A 14,527-nucleotide genomic window follows, 5' to 3' on the forward strand; every position below is an offset into this window, starting at 1 on the left:
AAAAAATTCAGCGCGTCTCGATCGCACAAATGACCGAGGTACTCGGGATGCTTAAAAACAGTTATGAGTTCGCCGACACCGCTTCACCTCAAGACGGACGAGGAGACAATCCACCATGCATGCAAGGTTAACGGATGAAAACAGTCACGTTCGTGTTCGGGCCAAGAAATGTTTGCTTCACATTGAGCTCAACCGGCCTGAAGCCCTAAACAGCCTTTCCCTCCCCATGATACGCCGTGTGGCCCAGGTGCTGAATGCCGCCGAAAAGGATTCGCAGGTGCGTTGTCTTCTTTTTACCGGCAGCGGCCCTAAGGCGTTCTGTGCGGGAGGCGATATCAAATGGGTGGCTTTGCAGGTGCGAGCAGGAAACCGAGCCGATGCAGAGGCTTTTTTTCGTGAGGAGTACGCTTTGGATTTGTCCTTACATCGATACCCAAAACCTGTGGTCGTTGTGGCTCATGGGGTCACCATGGGGGGTGGGCTCGGGCTGGCAGCAGCGGCCGACATTGTCATTGCCACAGAAACCACTCACATGGCCATGCCGGAAACACGCATCGGCTTCTTTCCGGACGTGGGCGCTACGGGATGGCTCTTTGTGAAATGCCCTCCAGGGTATCCCGAATACCTGGCACTCACGGGAGACGATCTTCTGGGAGCTCACACGGTCCGTGTGGGTTTGGCCACGCATTTTGTGGATTCTTCTCAACAGCAGAGCCTGATTGACGCTTTGGAAGAAGCCTCCCCGTCGCTTCCTGGGAATCGAAAAGGGGCGGCCGCTTTTCTTGGCAAACTAGTCGCAGCATTTCAAAGCCATCATCCCCTTCCCGAAGATCCTGATATGGACGCATGGGTTCGGGACTACTTTGACGGCGTTTCCTCTGTGCCGACTCTTCTGGAGAATCTTTCCAAATGCCAGATTCAGAGTCGTTTGTGTGAAGGGGTGTTTCGACGTCTTTCCGAACGATCCCCTACGGCGGTTGGACTGACATTAGCGCTTCTCAAAGTGCAGAAAGGGCGGCCCCTAGAGACCGTTTTTGCCAGGGACGAAAAGGCCGCCGCATGGATCATCGGGCATCACGATTTCTGGGAAGGTGTTCGAGCGCGTCTCATCGACAAGGACAATCATCCGCGCTGGAACCCGGCTCGATTTGATCAAGTGCATTCCTTTGGTTCGCTGGATCCTATGCTGTTTGAAGAAATACACGCTGACGAGCCATGTCCTCGATGACTTCCGACAAGGTCTTAAAGGGATGGGTAAACCAAGTTTTTAAAAAGCGATTGTCCGCCACCAATTCCGGCGGATCACCAGGCCGTTTGGGTTTTTCCACCACGGTGACTTTTCGGCCCAGGCTTTTTTCTACCGCCAAAACCACTTCCCGTACGGAAACTCCTGCCCCACGGCCCACGTTGGATACCAATCGTTCTCGAGCTTCCAAGACGCCCAGAGCCGCCACATGAGCTTCGGCCAAATCCAAAACATAAACGTAATCCCTTACGGCTGTTCCATCCGGCGTCTCATGGTCGGTGCCGTAAAGATAAAATGGAGCCCCAGTGAAAGCAGCTCTCATGAGGTTCGGAAGCACGTGGGTTTCCGGTTCGTGTTTTTCGTAGATTTCTCCATCCGGATCATTGCCCACCACGTTAAAATATCGAAGCATGGCGAGACGGATACCCACAACAGGTGTGACCGTTTCTAGAATTTGCTCACACTGCCACTTGGACAAACCGTAAGGATTGGAGGGTTCCTTGGGATGATCTTCGTGAATGGGGCTTGTTTTCGCTTTCCCGTAGACAGCGGCGGAACTGGAAAACACCAAACGCTTGACACCCGCACGGGCCATGGCCCGCACCAAGGCAATGGTTCCTCCCACGTTGTGTTCGAAATAGGCCGCCGGATCTCGCATTGATTCCTCCACGAGAGCCAGCGCCGCAAAGTGAATCACCGCCTCCACTTTGAAAGCCCGCATGGCCTGATAAAGGGCTTCCTCGTGGCGAACGTCCCCATAGACAAAGGGACCGAACCGAACCCATTCCGCCCACCCACGGCTTAAGTTGTCGAACACAATCGGTGTATGGCCATGTTTTCGAAGCGTTTTGGCGGTGTGGGAACCGATATAGCCGGCACCTCCCGTAACGAGGACGTTCATGGGTTCCCCTTTCAAAGGCTTTGACGTTTCCGCTCTTCATGCAGGGCCATGATTTCGTCTCGAAGAATCAAAGCGTCCACGTGCGGCACTTCCTGAAGGATATTTTCACGCCCGTTCATTTCCTGACGATCCACAAGCACCACCGCTCGCACCACCTCGTACCCCGCTTCCTTACAGGCTCGAATGGCCTGAATCGTGGACCCGCCCGTGGTGATGACATCATCCACCACCACCACTCGATCACCTTCCCGAAGATTTCCTTCGATACGAGCCGGAATGCCGTGTTCCTTTTGGGCTTTACGCACCACGAAAGCCTGAACGGGATGCCCGTAGAGCCATGACGTGTAAGCCACCGCATTAGCAATGGGATCGGCGCCAAGTGTCAGGCCTCCGATACCGCGAACAGAAAGGTTTTTGATGCGTTCAAAAATAAGATGACCGATGAGCACCAGACCTTCAGGGTCCAGGGTCACCCGTTTGCAGTTGAAATAGAAACGGCTCACAGCCCCGGAAACGAGTCTGAAACTCGGCGTGTCCGACACTTGAAAAGCCTGTTCCAGGATTTTTTCCTGAAGTCTTCGGCGCATGCCTTCCGTATCAGCCCATGGCAGGTTTGGAAGTTTCATGAAAGCCCTCTTATGCGGAGTCTTTGAGGCGCCTTACGGCCTCTATGATAAGGGTGGCGGCTTTCTCCACGTGGTCTTCTTGGGTGAATCTCCCCACAGAAAACCGCAAGGTCCCCATGGCCACTTCCTTGGGAACTCTCATGGCTTCCAACACATGGGAAATGCGCACCTGGTCGCTGTGACAGGCGGCGCCCGCCGATGCCGCCACGTCGGGCATGGCGTTCAAGAGGGTATCGGCTGTGTACCCTGGAAATGAAATACTTAAAGTGTTGGGTAACCTTTGATCTGGGTGCCCGTTGAGGCGAGCATCGGGAAAGGATTCAAGCAAACGATCTTGCAGACGATCGCGCAAGGCCTTTAGGCGCGGAATTTCCCGCGAAAGTTCCTCTTGAGCCACGGCGGCGGCGGCCCCTAAGCCGACGATCTCCAGAACATTTTCCGTGCCTGGACGAAGCCCGCGTTCCTGTCCGGCCCCATAAAGGATCCTTTGCACAGGTGTTCCGCGACGCACGTAAAGAGCGCCTACACCTTTGGGGGCGTAAAGTTTATGGCCCGCAACGGTGAGAAGGTCCACGCCTAAGTCTTCGACGTCCACAACCACCTTGCCCACACTTTGCGCCGCATCCGTATGGACAACAAGGCCCCGCTCCTTGGCAGCCTGGGCAATGGCTTTGACGGGCTGAAGCGTCCCCACCTCATTGTTGGAATGCATGATACTCACCAGAATGGTATCCGAACGAAAGGCGGCCGTCACCGCTTCGGGATCCACCATGCCATGGGTGTCCACACCCACAAAGGTGACATCAAAGCCCTCTTCCAGGAGAGCCAGACAGGGTTCCAGGACCGCCGGGTGCTCGATGCGACTGGTGACAATATGGCGGCCTTTTGACCTGAGGGCTCGAGCCACACCGCACAGCGCCATATTGTTGGATTCGGTGCCGCCACTGGTAAAGACAATCTCCTCGGGGCTTGCGTGGATCAAAGCGGCCACGTGCGTGCGCGCATCTTCCAGCAACGCCTTGGCTTTTCTTCCGTACACATGGGCGCTGGACGGGTTCCCAAAGACAGACTCCCAACAGGGCCGCATGGCTTCCGCAACCCTTGGATCAATGGGGGTAGTGGCATTGTAATCCAAATAAATGGGAAAATCCTGCATGACCACGCCTGTCCTTGAAAAATTTAAACCTTCAGCGCACCTTGGCGTTCCAGATCCTTCCATTCTCGACGTGTGATGGGACGAAACTGGGCACTTTTGCATTGAGGGCATCCCATGTAACGCCCGTCGCTGGACTGCCGCCATAAGGTGTAAAGAAGCCCAGGAAGAAAAAGACAACACCACAAAGCGATTTCTTTGGAACGTGATCCCTTTTGCAGGAGCGTTGCCTCACCCATGTAGTCGCAGACAGAACACTTGATCTTCATAAAATCTCCTTCCTTCTCTGAATTGGCTCCCCTTTATAATTCCTGTGCCTTGTGATATCAACCTTTCAATGTTTTTCAGGTCCGGCAATGACGGCGATGGAATCAAACAACGTGAAGTGAAAAAGCATCTCAAGGACAAAGTCTTGATAAGGTCCTCTTGAGGTGCCAAAAAAGTGCGTTTTAAAAAAAGAATCTGTCCCGGCCGTGAGCCGGCCAAGCTTAGGATCGAGGGAAAGCTCATGAAGTCCACCCTGCAAAAGCTCAGTGTGGTTTTCGCCGGAGGATGCCTGGGAGGTCTGGTCAGTTCATGGCTGGCCTGTTATCTGGGCCAAGCCGGTATTCCCCAAAAACTGGGCGTGGCCATAGCTCCTGTTTGGAGCAAGTCCTCCGTGTACCCACGAATCGTCTGGGGTGGGCTATGGGGGTTTCTCTTTCTTTTGCCTCTGCTGCGAGGCGGATTTCTCGTGGGGGTTTTCAGCCGAGGGATCCTATGGAGTCTGGTCCCCAGCGCAGTACAACTTCTCTATTTTTTCCCGATTGTGCTGCATAAGGGCTGGTTCGGCCTCACCTTAGGGTCGCTTACGCCTCTCGTGGTTTTTTCCTACAATGCCGTGTGGGGGCTGTGCGCCGCTTTGTGGATTTGGACGGCGCAAAAGTGATTTTCATGCTTTTGCCTTTCTTGACCTGAACGTCTCGGCACGGTATTTTCGGCCAAAAACCCAGGTTGAGGAACAAGAAACCATGTCCAACGATACCGTGGAAGGGCTCTCGGCGAGCTTGGAAGACTACCTGGAGGTGATTTTCCATTTGGAAAACGCCCATCAAGCCGCTCGAGCCAAAGACATCGCGGATCAAATGAGCGTGCAACGCGCTTCGGTTACAGGGGCCTTGCGCGCTTTGGCGGGTCGGGGGCTTATCAACTACAGCCCGTACAGCAATGTGACGCTGACCGCTAAAGGGCGTCACGTGGCCAAGCAGATCATTCGACGTCATCAAATTCTAAAAGATTTTTTTACAACGGCTTTGCGTCTTGAACCTGAACAGGCCGAAGCCAATGCCTGCCGTATCGAACACGCCATCGGCCCCGCGGCTTTTGAACGGCTCGTGCAGTTTTTGGAGTTTCTCAAAACCTGCCCTCGAGCCGGCCAGGACTGGCTCCAAGCTTTTGCCGATTATTGCCAAAAGGCCGAAGATTTCCCGGATTGCTTGGGGTGCGTCTCCAAATGTCTCGAAAAGGTGCGAAAGGAAGAAACCCTTCACGGTCAAGAGGCGCCCGACACCGCTTAGATCGGCCCCCAAAGGAGGTTCTTATGAAAAAGATGTGGATTCAATTGAAGCCCGATTGCGATGAGAAAAGGGTCCTTCGAGATCTGGAGGAAATCGGCCGCATCGAAAAGGATCCCTCCACCCCAGGAAAAATCATTCTCACCTTTCACAACCAATCTGAAGCCGGAATCAAGATGAGTTGCTTCAAACTTCAGGAAGACTTTATTCATCTGTTTCAAGATTTCGATATGGTGAGACAGTGACCGCCAAGAGAGCCGCTTCGGAACCCGCTTGATGCGTCCTTTCCGCGGAGACGTCCCTTCCCCAAGCACCGAATCGTGCTGCGGTGTGGTTTTGTGTTCAAAACAAGGACAGGCTTCGCGGAAATGACTTGAAAGGCGCCTTGAGGTTCGGTGACAACCCGTGCGTTCGTTTCCAAGTCCCCTGCTCTTTCCTGACCTCCAATCTGTGATCTTACCTTGACAAAATCACACAATAACACTATGTTCGCTTAGCACTCATCGACGTGGAGTGCTAATTTTAAACCGGGCGAACCCTATGAAGCTGAGCGAAAGAAATCAAAAGGTCCTGGAAGCGGTTGTGTGCGGCTACATTCGCAGTGGGGAACCTGTAGGATCCCGCACCGTCTCCAAGCATTACGGATTGAATGTCAGTTCGGCCACGATTCGAAATATCATGGCCGATCTCGAGGAGATGGGCCTTTTGCATCAGCCGCATACATCGGCCGGACGGGTTCCGACGGACAAGGGTCTTCGATTGTATCTGGATTCCATGCTCAAAATTCGAGAGCTGGAAAAGAGACAGCAAGCTCTGATTCGCAAGGCCTTTACTTCAGGACGCGTGGACATCGAAGAGCTTCTGCGTCGCACAAGCCAGGTGCTTTCGCGGTTTTGTCGACAGGCAGGTATCGTTTTATGGCCCAGGTTGAGTGCCACACGGTTCAAACACATTGAATTTGTGCGGTTGCGGCCCCGTCAGATATTGGTCATTTTGATCACCGCCTCTGGGCTGGTGCAACACACTCTGGTGGAATGGGACGAGGACATTCCTCAGGACAATTTGGACAAATATTCTCGGTACCTCAACGAGGTTCTTCAGGACATTCCTCTAAGCCGCGTCAAGGAACGTATCCTTCAGGAAATGGAGGGGGAAAAGGCTCTTTTTGATCAGCTGTTCACTCGAGCTCTGGAGCTGAGCCGGCGCGCCTTGCAGGAGGCTATGGAAAGTACCGATGTGCATATTGAAGGGCATAAGCATCTGTTGAGCAACCCCGAGTTTGCCGATGTGGAACGCATGCGGCGTATCCTGGAAGCTTTTGAAGACAAATCGCGCATCGTTCGATTGTTGGACCGAGCTTTGGACCCTTCTCGACAGGTGCAAATTATTCTGGGAACCGAAAGCGATATCAGCGAATTGCGTGAAATGAGCGTGGTTTCTTCGCCTTATGGTCGAGGCGAAACCATTTTAGGAGTGCTTGGCGTCATAGGGCCAACACGCATGGACTATTCACGCATCATTCCCGTTGTGACCTTTACGGCTTCACTTCTGAGTCACTTCCTGGAGGAACCGGAAGAAGCCTCCCTTTCGCAACAAAGCGACTCTTCATAAAAAACTTGAACAGTCGCCACGGTACACGCTGACAAAGGCCGTGGGAATGATTAGACAAGGCAAGCCAGGGAAACGGTAGGGGATATGGAGGACTTCAACTCATGAACGAAGAAAGCAAGCCGGGGACCAACGAAGAACCCATGGTGGATGCAAGCAGTGACGCTCCCGCCTCCATCGATGCGGAAACGGGCGAAGAGGCCCCTTTCGGTGGCGACCTGAAGGCTCTTTTGGAAGAAAAAGAAGCCGAAATACAATCTCTGAAAGACAAGCTGCTCCGTCAAGCGGCGGACATGGAAAACACGCGAAAGCGTTTGGAACGGGATCGGACCGAGGCCATTGCGTACGCCAATGAAAGCCTCATTCGGGAACTCTTGTCCGTGGTGGACAATTTGGAACGGGCCATTCAGCATGCAGAGCAAAATAGTGACAATCAGACCCTCTTGGAAGGGGTCAAGATGACCCATAAGCATTTCCTGGACACCTTGGCGCGCTTTGGCTGTAGGCCATTTGAATCTGAAGGCAAGGAATTTGACCCCTGCTTTCATGAGGCTATTTTGCAGCAGGATTCACAGCACTATCCACCCAACACGGTGATTCAGGAATTTCAGAGGGGCTACACCCTGCATGATCGGCTTCTCAGGCCGGCTTTGGTGGCTGTGAGCCGTGGGTCGCGCACTGCATCCTCTTCCCACGAATCGGAAAGTCCCGGTTGACCTTGTTGAGGTTCGGGACGGGGTGGCTTAGAGGACACAGCTATTTTAAGATGTTCTCTTTTTTACTTCGATCTTCCTTTAAGGAGGCATAGACAATGGCAAAAGTGATCGGCATTGATTTGGGCACAACCAACTCGGTTGTCGCCGTCATGGAAGGGAAAGACCCCAAGGTTTTGACCAATTCCGAAGGAGGCCGAACGACGCCTTCCATGGTGGCCTTTACGGACAGTGGAGAGCGGCTTGTGGGCCAAGTGGCGAAAAGACAAGCCATTACCAATCCGGAAAATACGGTCTTTGCCGTCAAACGGCTCATCGGCCGTAAGTTCAAATCACAAGAAGTTCAACGGGACCTGGAAATCTTGCCTTACAAGATCGTGGAAGCCGCCAACGGGGACGCCCATATTCTCATTCGGGGAAGGCAATACAGTCCTACGGAAATTTCCGCCTACATCCTCATGAAAATGAAGCAGACCGCGGAAGACTATCTGGGAGAAAAGGTCACGGATGCGGTGATCACCGTTCCCGCCTACTTCAATGATAGTCAAAGGCAGGCCACCAAAGACGCGGGTAAGATCGCAGGGCTCAATGTGCTTCGCATCATCAATGAACCCACGGCGGCCGCCCTGGCTTATGGGTTGGATAAAAAGAAAGATGAAAAAATCGCCGTCTTTGATCTGGGCGGCGGCACTTACGATATTTCCATTTTGGAAATCGGAGACGGTGTCTTTGAGGTGAAATCCACCAACGGGGATACTCATCTCGGCGGTGAGGATTTCGACCAACGCATCATTGACTGGTTGGCGGACGAGTTTAAGAAAGATCAGGGAATCGATCTTCGTAACGACAAAATGGCTTTGCAGCGTCTCAAAGAAGCTGCGGAAAAGGCCAAGATCGAACTTTCGTCCACCACGGAAACGGACATCAATCTACCCTTTATCACGGCGGATGCCACCGGCCCCAAGCACCTCAACATGAAACTGACTCGAGCCAAACTGGAAGCTCTCACAGAAGACTTGATCGAAAAGCTCGTTCCACCTATGCGTCAAGCGTTGCAGGATGCAGGGCTTACAGCCGCGGATATCAATGAGGTGATCCTAGTCGGTGGCATGACACGCATGCCTCGCGTGCAACAAAAGGTTCGAGAATTCTTCGGCAAGGAACCCCACAAGGGGGTTAACCCCGATGAAGTGGTGGCCGTAGGAGCCGCGATTCAGGCGGCGGTGCTTTCCGGCGAAGTCAAAGATGTGCTTTTGTTGGATGTGACCCCGCTGTCACTGGGTATCGAAACCTTGGGCGGTGTCATGACCAAACTTATCGAACGCAACACCACCATTCCAACCCGAAAGAGCCAGATCTTTTCCACGGCCACGGACAACCAAACAGCGGTGTCCATCCATGTCTTGCAAGGGGAACGGCCCATGGCCGCGGACAACAAAACCCTCGGACGCTTCGATCTAGTCGGCATTCCGCCGGCTCCTCGCGGGGTCCCGCAGATCGAGGTGACTTTTGATATCGACGCCAACGGTATTGTGCATGTATCGGCGAAAGACTTAGCCACCGGAAAGGAACAATCCATTAAGATCACCGCCTCCAGCGGTCTGTCTCAGGATGAAATTGAAAGGCTGGTCAAAGAAGCCGAAATGCACGCTGAAGAGGACAGAAGGCGTCGAGAATTGGTGGATACGCGCAATCAGGCGGACGCCCTTATTTACAGCACCGAAAAGACGCTGAGGGATTTGGGCGACAAAGTGGATGCGGCCACTCGAAGCCAGATTGACGCCCAGATTGAAAAACTTCGCAAAGCCATGGAAGGGGACGACAAACGAGCCATCGAAAAGGAAATGGAACAACTGACCCAGGTTTCCCACAAGCTTGCCGAAGAAATGTACAAGAGAACAGCCGAACAGCAGGCTCAGGCAGGCTCACAGGGAGCTTCCGCTGGAGCGTCTTCTTCGGGTCGCAAAAGCGACGACGATGTGGTGGACGCTGATTTTGAGGAGGTCAAGGACAAGTAAAAAGAACGGAGCTGAACCGCAAAGTCTTGCGGTCTCCACCGATTTTTGATAGGCAGCCGAAGATGCAAGGGGCACGTGATCATCACACGTGCCCCTTGTGTCATCCAGGATGGTTGATCGGAGGAATCCGGCATTGGTTTCTGCCTCATGGCGCATCTTTTCGCTTGAAGGAAGAATATGACCGCTAAAAAAGCTCCACGGCTTCTTGCCTGCATGCTTTTGCTGATGACCTTTGTCTTGAGCTGCGCACCGCGTCAGCAGGTGCGCGTCCTTATTCCTGAATCTGTGTTCCATGAGCCACCCCCTGCGGAAGCTCAAGCGCTTTGGAAAGAGGCCGTGGCGGCTCGAGAAGCCGGTCGTCTGGATGCCGCCCTGGCTGCCTTTCAACGCATCGCCTATTTCTTCCCCTCCAACGCTATTGCTCCTGCAGCCATCACGGCCCAAGGGGACATCTGGCTTCAAGTTCAAAACCCTAAAGCGGCTCGCCAAGCCTACGAAACGGCCCTCAAGGAATTTCCCCAATGGCGCGATGCCGTCACAGCACGCGTAGGAATCCTTGAGGCACGATGGCATGAGGGAGAAAATCGTAAAAAACTTATTGAAGAGGCCCAGGCCTTGTGGGAAGCCACGGCACCCCAGCCAGCCTGGAGACAGAGGCTCATTCGCCTATTGGCGGGCCTTAACCGCGATGCAGGAAACGTGGACAGGGCCCTCTTCTGGCTGGACAAAGGCTATGCCGCTCAACCTTCCCCCGAAGACCAAAAACTGCTGGATCATGAAGCATTGTCCTTGATTTTGACCCTCGATGGACAAACGGTGGAACGGGCGCTTCAGACTTACAGTTCCCAACGCCTTGTGCCCTTTTTGCTTTACCGCCGCATTCAATGGAGTCCCCCTGAACGTCGTCGGGACGCTCTCCTGAAACTGATGGCTCAATACCCCGACCACCCGGTCACGCTCGCCGTCGACGAAGAACTTCGAGGTGCCTTGGCACCCCTGCCGGCCCCTGACCCCCAAAAGCTGGGATGCATGGTCCCTTTAAGCGGACCGCACAGCACGCACGGAAGACGATTGGTCAAAGGCGTGGCCTTGGCTCTGAGACATTGGGAAAAGCTCTTTCATGGATCACCGGCCAGGTTGGTCCTAGCGGATACTCAGGCCAACCCCGATGTGGCATTCAGCACTCTGAACCAGCTGGTTCAAGAAGAACGAGTTTTGGCGGTGCTGGGCCCCCTGAGCCCGAAGAGCGTGGAAGTGATCCTGCCCATGGTCAATGAAAAAGGTATTCCTGTTGTCAGTTTTACAGAAAAACGACAAATAACCCAGCAGACACCTTTTCTCTTCCACGCTTTTCTTGATCATCAGGACATGGTCGGCGCTTTGCTCACTTATTGTCGAAACACCATGAAGTTTAATAATTTTGGCGTGCTCTATCCGGAAGAACCCTATGGCCGCGCTTTAAGAGAAATTTTTGTTCGCAAGGTTAAAGAACTTGGGGCAAAAGTGGTGGTGGATACGTCTTATCCTTCGGGCATGACGGATTTTAAGGGCCCACTGCAAGTTGTCGCTCAACATGCACCCAAAGGATCAGGCGCCGAAATTTCGGAAACCCCTTTGGATGCCTTATTCATTCCCGACGCTGCCGAAACCGTTGCCCTCATTGCTCCACAACTCCCCTACTACAATGTGGTGGGGATCACACTTCTGGGGACGAATCTCTGGGAAGAAAAATCCCTTTTGTCTGCGGGCGGAGCTTATCTGGAAGGCGCCCTGTTCCCATCCGCTTTTCGGGGGGATGGTTCCGGCATCTCAGATCCGGTTCAGGACGCCTTTGCCAGAGACTATCGTGAAACTTACGGGGAAGAGCCCGACTTTCTGGCCGCTCAGGCTTACACGGCGGCCTTGCTTACTCTGGCCGCTCGAGAACAGGTCCTCAAGGAAGGACAACCGGACCGCATGCACTTTCGACAATGGCTGCTGCGAGTGGAATTGCCCAACGGTCCCTTGGGACCCATGCGGTTTGCCCCTGACGGCCATATGGAACGTCAGTATCCCATCCTCCAAATCAAGGGCGGCACCGTGGTTCGTGTGGACCGATAGAGCACGGCCGCAGAATCCACGGATCAGCCGCCTCAGGATCAATGGCCGGTGTCTGTGACACCGGCCTCCGCGAAAGTCTTGATGTCCCGAAGAACGCGCGCTGAAACCTCCACCAGGCTCATGGCCAAGGCCGCTCCGGTGCCTTCTCCCAGCCGCATGGACAGATCCAGCAAGGGAGGAATTCCTAGCAGCTCGATCATGGCGCCATGGCCCACTTCCTGACTGCGATGCGACACGAAAAGATAGTCCTTGGCGCGGGGAGCTATCTGGCAGGCGATAAGGGCTCCAGCCGTCGCAATAAAACCGTCACACACCACGGGCACCTGCGCCGCGGCGGCACCCAGAACCGCGCCGGCAAGCCCGGCGATTTCATAGCCGCCCACTTTTGCCAACACGTCCACAGGATCCAGCCTGTTGGGTCGGTTGACCTCTAGGGCCTTTTCCACGGCACGCACCTTGCGTTCCCAGGCCGCATCATCAATGCCGGTCCCACGACCCGTAAGTTCCTTGACAGGCTTTCCGGTGAAAACGGCCGCAATGGCCGTAGAGGGTGTCGTGTTTCCAATACCCATATCTCCCGTGCCGATAAGACCATAACCTTCTTCACGAACAGCCGCCAAGACAAGACGAGCCCCTTCCACAAGGCCGCGAACGGCCTCGGGTCGCTCCATGGCCGGCCCATGGGTGATGTTGCGAGTGCCTTTACCTATTTTCCGCCGGATTACGGCCCAGTCCTCGGGAAGATCCGAAGCCACTCCAAAATCCACCACACGCACATCCGCTCCCACATGGTCCGCCAAAACGTTGATGGAGGCCCACCCCTTGAGAAAACTGTAAACCATCTGGGCAGTGACCTCCTGCGGATAAGCGCTCACACCTTCTTCCACAACCCCATGATCCCCGGCCATGGTGAAGATGATTTTCTTGGAAACATCCGGAGACAAGCTCCTCGAAATTCCCCCCAGCCGAGCAGCCATCTCTTCCAGACGCCCTAAGGAACCTCTAGGCCGTATTTGAGACCGAAGCCTTTCCCAGGCTTGAGCTTCCCAATGAGGGTCCGAAGGCTCAAGGCTTTCCAAAATGTTTTTCAGTTCTTTTTCCATGCAGTTGAACCTCCATCGGCATTATCCAACGGTTCCATAAAAAAAGCCTTCGAGGTCCCAAGACCTCGAAGGCTTACCCTCAGGCACAGGTAAACATTCGGCCTGTTTGCTTTCCCCGTGGCAGGTCTTCTGGCTCGCGGATCTTCTGACTCTTCGAACCTTCCCGCTTCCCAAATGGAAGCAGTGGCTTTCCTTCGAAGGCATCCCCGCTTACAGCGCCGGCCCAGCGCGACGGTCTTGCACCGCCTTCCCTATTCTCCCCTTATTTTCCGGGGCACCACGTAGGACCAGAAACCATGATGCTGAAGCGCTCAAAAAGTGAGCCTGATCCCCCCTTTCCCCGTGGCAGCGGTGGACACTCGAAGGCCGCCCCCTCCAATAGCTTCACGAGGCTCGCCCTTACCGCTTTACAAAAATGAGGCGACCGCCGAGCTCACCTTTTTTTGGTTCATTTACTACGGCTTTTTAGATGTTCGACGCAGGAGTTTCAGGGCCTTTTTGGTTTCCATCACAGGCACCACCTCTGCGACTCCCAAGTCCGTCCATTGAAACACCGCAGCCGCTAAATGGGCCTCATCTTCCGCCTCAAAAAGCCGAAACACTCGATGCCCTGTCACATCAAACCACTCCCCTTTCATTACTGTTCCGGGCACCTCGGGCAGTTGTTCCGTGCGCTGAATGACACGATCTCGATCTTCGGGAGCGTAACTAAAAATGGCCATAAAGAGCATAACGCGCCTCCTTGTGTGAGCCCCTGCCTGCTAACCTTTTTGATCTATATACTCCAACGGGCTCGGAAGGTGTCAAGAAACGATTTCACTCCCGAAAGATCTTGACGCTATCCTGACAAGGTCACTATAATCGAGCCCGTGAACAGAATCACAAAGAGAACATGTGACGAGAAAGGAGGTGACACAGTGAAAGGAAAGGCTTGGTTTGTTCCGTCGGTTTGTCTTGCCGTGGCTCTGTTTGTGGGAGCTCTCGTCGCCGTGGCGGCGGACGCTCCGGATGTAATCACCATGAACTCCACCTTGTGGCCCAGCCATACCAAGAGCAATGTGCAGTTCACTCACAAGAAGCATGCCGAAGATTACAAGATCGCATGTGCCGAATGCCATCACGTGTACGAGGGTGGCAAGAATGTCTGGAAGCAGGGAGATCCTGTCCAAAAATGCCAGGAATGCCACAATGAACCGACCATTGAAGGCGAAAAGAAGCTTCCCCCGGAGCAGCAAAAGCTGAATCTCAAGCTGGCCATGCATGGCAATTGCCAAGAATGCCACAAGAAACTGAAGGCTCAAAACCCCCAGAGCACAGCTCCCACGACCTGCGTCCAGTGCCATCCGAAAAAGGAAGGTCAAAGCTAAAGAGCCTTCAAAAGGTCCACATGCTTTAAACCCTCTCCCCCTTGATTCCAAAGGCGGAGAGGGTTTTTTCTTCATGAAACGTTGGCTTATGAAAAATATGGACGCAAAAAGGCCCGGAAGATGGGAGCATCTTCCGGGC

The 14,527-nt window shown here is 53.9% G+C and carries 15 protein-coding genes and 1 riboswitch; of the genes, 9 read left to right on the forward strand and 6 right to left on the reverse strand.

Features of this window, described 5'->3' with window-relative positions; all coding sequences use genetic code 11:
- Positions 1 to 115: 115 nt before the first annotated feature.
- Positions 116 to 1,228 (forward strand): enoyl-CoA hydratase/isomerase family protein, encoded by a 1,113-nt coding sequence (locus tag WHS46_06065; GenBank protein ID MEJ5348235.1) that lies wholly within the window; start codon positions 116 to 118, stop codon positions 1,226 to 1,228.
- Here the strand turns inward: WHS46_06065 and galE are convergent.
- Genes galE through WHS46_06085 form a run of 4 tightly spaced genes read right to left on the reverse strand, consistent with a single transcriptional unit; the run spans position 1,182 to position 4,195 of the window.
- Complete coding sequence (gene galE / locus WHS46_06070) at positions 1,182 to 2,147, reverse strand: UDP-glucose 4-epimerase GalE (protein MEJ5348236.1); 966 nt, start codon at positions 2,145 to 2,147, stop codon at positions 1,182 to 1,184. The two genes, WHS46_06065 and galE, sit on opposite strands and share 47 nt — an antisense overlap.
- An 11-nt stretch (positions 2,148 to 2,158) precedes the next feature.
- A complete protein-coding gene (gene pyrE / locus WHS46_06075; GenBank protein ID MEJ5348237.1) occupies positions 2,159 to 2,773 on the reverse strand; it encodes an orotate phosphoribosyltransferase in 615 nt (204 codons plus the stop codon).
- Positions 2,774 to 2,783: 10 nt separating this feature from the next.
- Positions 2,784 to 3,929, reverse strand: a complete 1,146-nt coding sequence (locus tag WHS46_06080) for a cysteine desulfurase family protein (protein MEJ5348238.1) — start codon at positions 3,927 to 3,929, stop codon at positions 2,784 to 2,786.
- 23 nt (positions 3,930 to 3,952) lie between these two features.
- Positions 3,953 to 4,195 carry a hypothetical protein gene (locus tag WHS46_06085; GenBank protein MEJ5348239.1) on the reverse strand — a complete coding sequence of 81 codons (243 nt, stop codon included), beginning with the start codon at positions 4,193 to 4,195 and terminating at the stop codon, positions 3,953 to 3,955.
- Positions 4,196 to 4,434: 239 nt separating this feature from the next.
- Between WHS46_06085 and WHS46_06090 the strand changes: the two genes are divergently transcribed.
- The 7 genes from WHS46_06090 to WHS46_06120 all read left to right on the forward strand — a co-directional run bounded on the left by WHS46_06090 (position 4,435) and on the right by WHS46_06120 (position 11,918).
- Entirely contained in the window at positions 4,435 to 4,854 is a 420-nt protein-coding gene (locus WHS46_06090; GenBank protein ID MEJ5348240.1) for a hypothetical protein, read from the forward strand.
- A gap of 82 nt (positions 4,855 to 4,936) precedes the next feature.
- Positions 4,937 to 5,482: a metal-dependent transcriptional regulator gene (locus tag WHS46_06095; GenBank protein ID MEJ5348241.1), complete on the forward strand. Its 546-nt coding sequence runs from the start codon at positions 4,937 to 4,939 to the stop codon at positions 5,480 to 5,482.
- A 23-nt stretch (positions 5,483 to 5,505) separates the two neighbouring features.
- The gene (locus tag WHS46_06100; protein MEJ5348242.1) at positions 5,506 to 5,724 is read left to right on the forward strand and encodes a hypothetical protein; all 219 of its coding nucleotides are present in this window, start codon (positions 5,506 to 5,508) and stop codon (positions 5,722 to 5,724) included.
- A gap of 295 nt (positions 5,725 to 6,019) precedes the next feature.
- A complete protein-coding gene (hrcA, locus tag WHS46_06105; GenBank protein MEJ5348243.1) occupies positions 6,020 to 7,090 on the forward strand; it encodes a heat-inducible transcriptional repressor HrcA in 1,071 nt (356 codons plus the stop codon).
- Between the two features lie 101 nt (positions 7,091 to 7,191).
- Positions 7,192 to 7,803, forward strand: coding sequence for a nucleotide exchange factor GrpE (gene grpE / locus WHS46_06110; GenBank protein MEJ5348244.1), 612 nt, complete (start codon positions 7,192 to 7,194; stop codon positions 7,801 to 7,803).
- Positions 7,804 to 7,898: 95 nt separating this feature from the next.
- A complete protein-coding gene (dnaK, locus tag WHS46_06115) occupies positions 7,899 to 9,818 on the forward strand; it encodes a molecular chaperone DnaK (protein MEJ5348245.1) in 1,920 nt (639 codons plus the stop codon).
- Between the two features lie 177 nt (positions 9,819 to 9,995).
- On the forward strand, positions 9,996 to 11,918 hold the full coding sequence (locus WHS46_06120) for an ABC transporter substrate-binding protein (GenBank protein ID MEJ5348246.1): 1,923 nt from the start codon (positions 9,996 to 9,998) through the stop codon (positions 11,916 to 11,918).
- Between the two features lie 38 nt (positions 11,919 to 11,956).
- On the opposite strand, the gene cobT is transcribed toward WHS46_06120, so the two are convergent.
- Both cobT and WHS46_06130 read right to left on the reverse strand, forming a co-directional pair.
- Positions 11,957 to 13,021, reverse strand: coding sequence for a nicotinate-nucleotide--dimethylbenzimidazole phosphoribosyltransferase (gene cobT, locus WHS46_06125; GenBank protein ID MEJ5348247.1), 1,065 nt, complete (start codon positions 13,019 to 13,021; stop codon positions 11,957 to 11,959).
- 101 nt (positions 13,022 to 13,122) lie between these two features.
- A riboswitch (cobalamin riboswitch) is annotated at positions 13,123 to 13,318 on the reverse strand.
- Positions 13,319 to 13,476: 158 nt separating this feature from the next.
- On the reverse strand, positions 13,477 to 13,752 hold the full coding sequence (locus WHS46_06130) for a DUF3303 family protein (GenBank protein ID MEJ5348248.1): 276 nt from the start codon (positions 13,750 to 13,752) through the stop codon (positions 13,477 to 13,479).
- Between the two features lie 186 nt (positions 13,753 to 13,938).
- On the opposite strand from WHS46_06130, the gene WHS46_06135 reads away from it, so the two are divergent.
- Entirely contained in the window at positions 13,939 to 14,388 is a 450-nt protein-coding gene (locus tag WHS46_06135) for a cytochrome c3 family protein (GenBank protein ID MEJ5348249.1), read from the forward strand.
- Positions 14,389 to 14,527: the final 139 nt, after the last annotated feature.

This window comes from Desulfosoma sp. (genome assembly GCA_037481875.1).
Lineage (GTDB): Bacteria > Desulfobacterota > Syntrophobacteria > Syntrophobacterales > DSM-9756 > Desulfosoma.

Bases quoted from the DNA above. Each gene is read 5' to 3' on its own strand.
- pyrE (MEJ5348237.1), bottom strand. From the start codon at position 2,773: ATGAAACTTCCAAACCTGCCATGGGCTGATACGGAAGGCATGCGCCGA.
- grpE (MEJ5348244.1), top strand. From the start codon at position 7,192: ATGAACGAAGAAAGCAAGCCGGGGACCAACGAAGAACCCATGGTGGAT.
- WHS46_06080 (MEJ5348238.1), bottom strand. From the start codon at position 3,929: ATGCAGGATTTTCCCATTTATTTGGATTACAATGCCACTACCCCCATT.
- WHS46_06090 (MEJ5348240.1), top strand. From the start codon at position 4,435: ATGAAGTCCACCCTGCAAAAGCTCAGTGTGGTTTTCGCCGGAGGATGC.
- WHS46_06065 (MEJ5348235.1), top strand. From the start codon at position 116: ATGCATGCAAGGTTAACGGATGAAAACAGTCACGTTCGTGTTCGGGCC.
- WHS46_06120 (MEJ5348246.1), top strand. From the start codon at position 9,996: ATGACCGCTAAAAAAGCTCCACGGCTTCTTGCCTGCATGCTTTTGCTG.
- galE (MEJ5348236.1), bottom strand. From the start codon at position 2,147: ATGAACGTCCTCGTTACGGGAGGTGCCGGCTATATCGGTTCCCACACC.
- dnaK (MEJ5348245.1), top strand. From the start codon at position 7,899: ATGGCAAAAGTGATCGGCATTGATTTGGGCACAACCAACTCGGTTGTC.
- WHS46_06100 (MEJ5348242.1), top strand. From the start codon at position 5,506: ATGAAAAAGATGTGGATTCAATTGAAGCCCGATTGCGATGAGAAAAGG.
- WHS46_06095 (MEJ5348241.1), top strand. From the start codon at position 4,937: ATGTCCAACGATACCGTGGAAGGGCTCTCGGCGAGCTTGGAAGACTAC.
- WHS46_06085 (MEJ5348239.1), bottom strand. From the start codon at position 4,195: ATGAAGATCAAGTGTTCTGTCTGCGACTACATGGGTGAGGCAACGCTC.
- hrcA (MEJ5348243.1), top strand. From the start codon at position 6,020: ATGAAGCTGAGCGAAAGAAATCAAAAGGTCCTGGAAGCGGTTGTGTGC.
- WHS46_06130 (MEJ5348248.1), bottom strand. From the start codon at position 13,752: ATGCTCTTTATGGCCATTTTTAGTTACGCTCCCGAAGATCGAGATCGT.
- cobT (MEJ5348247.1), bottom strand. From the start codon at position 13,021: ATGGAAAAAGAACTGAAAAACATTTTGGAAAGCCTTGAGCCTTCGGAC.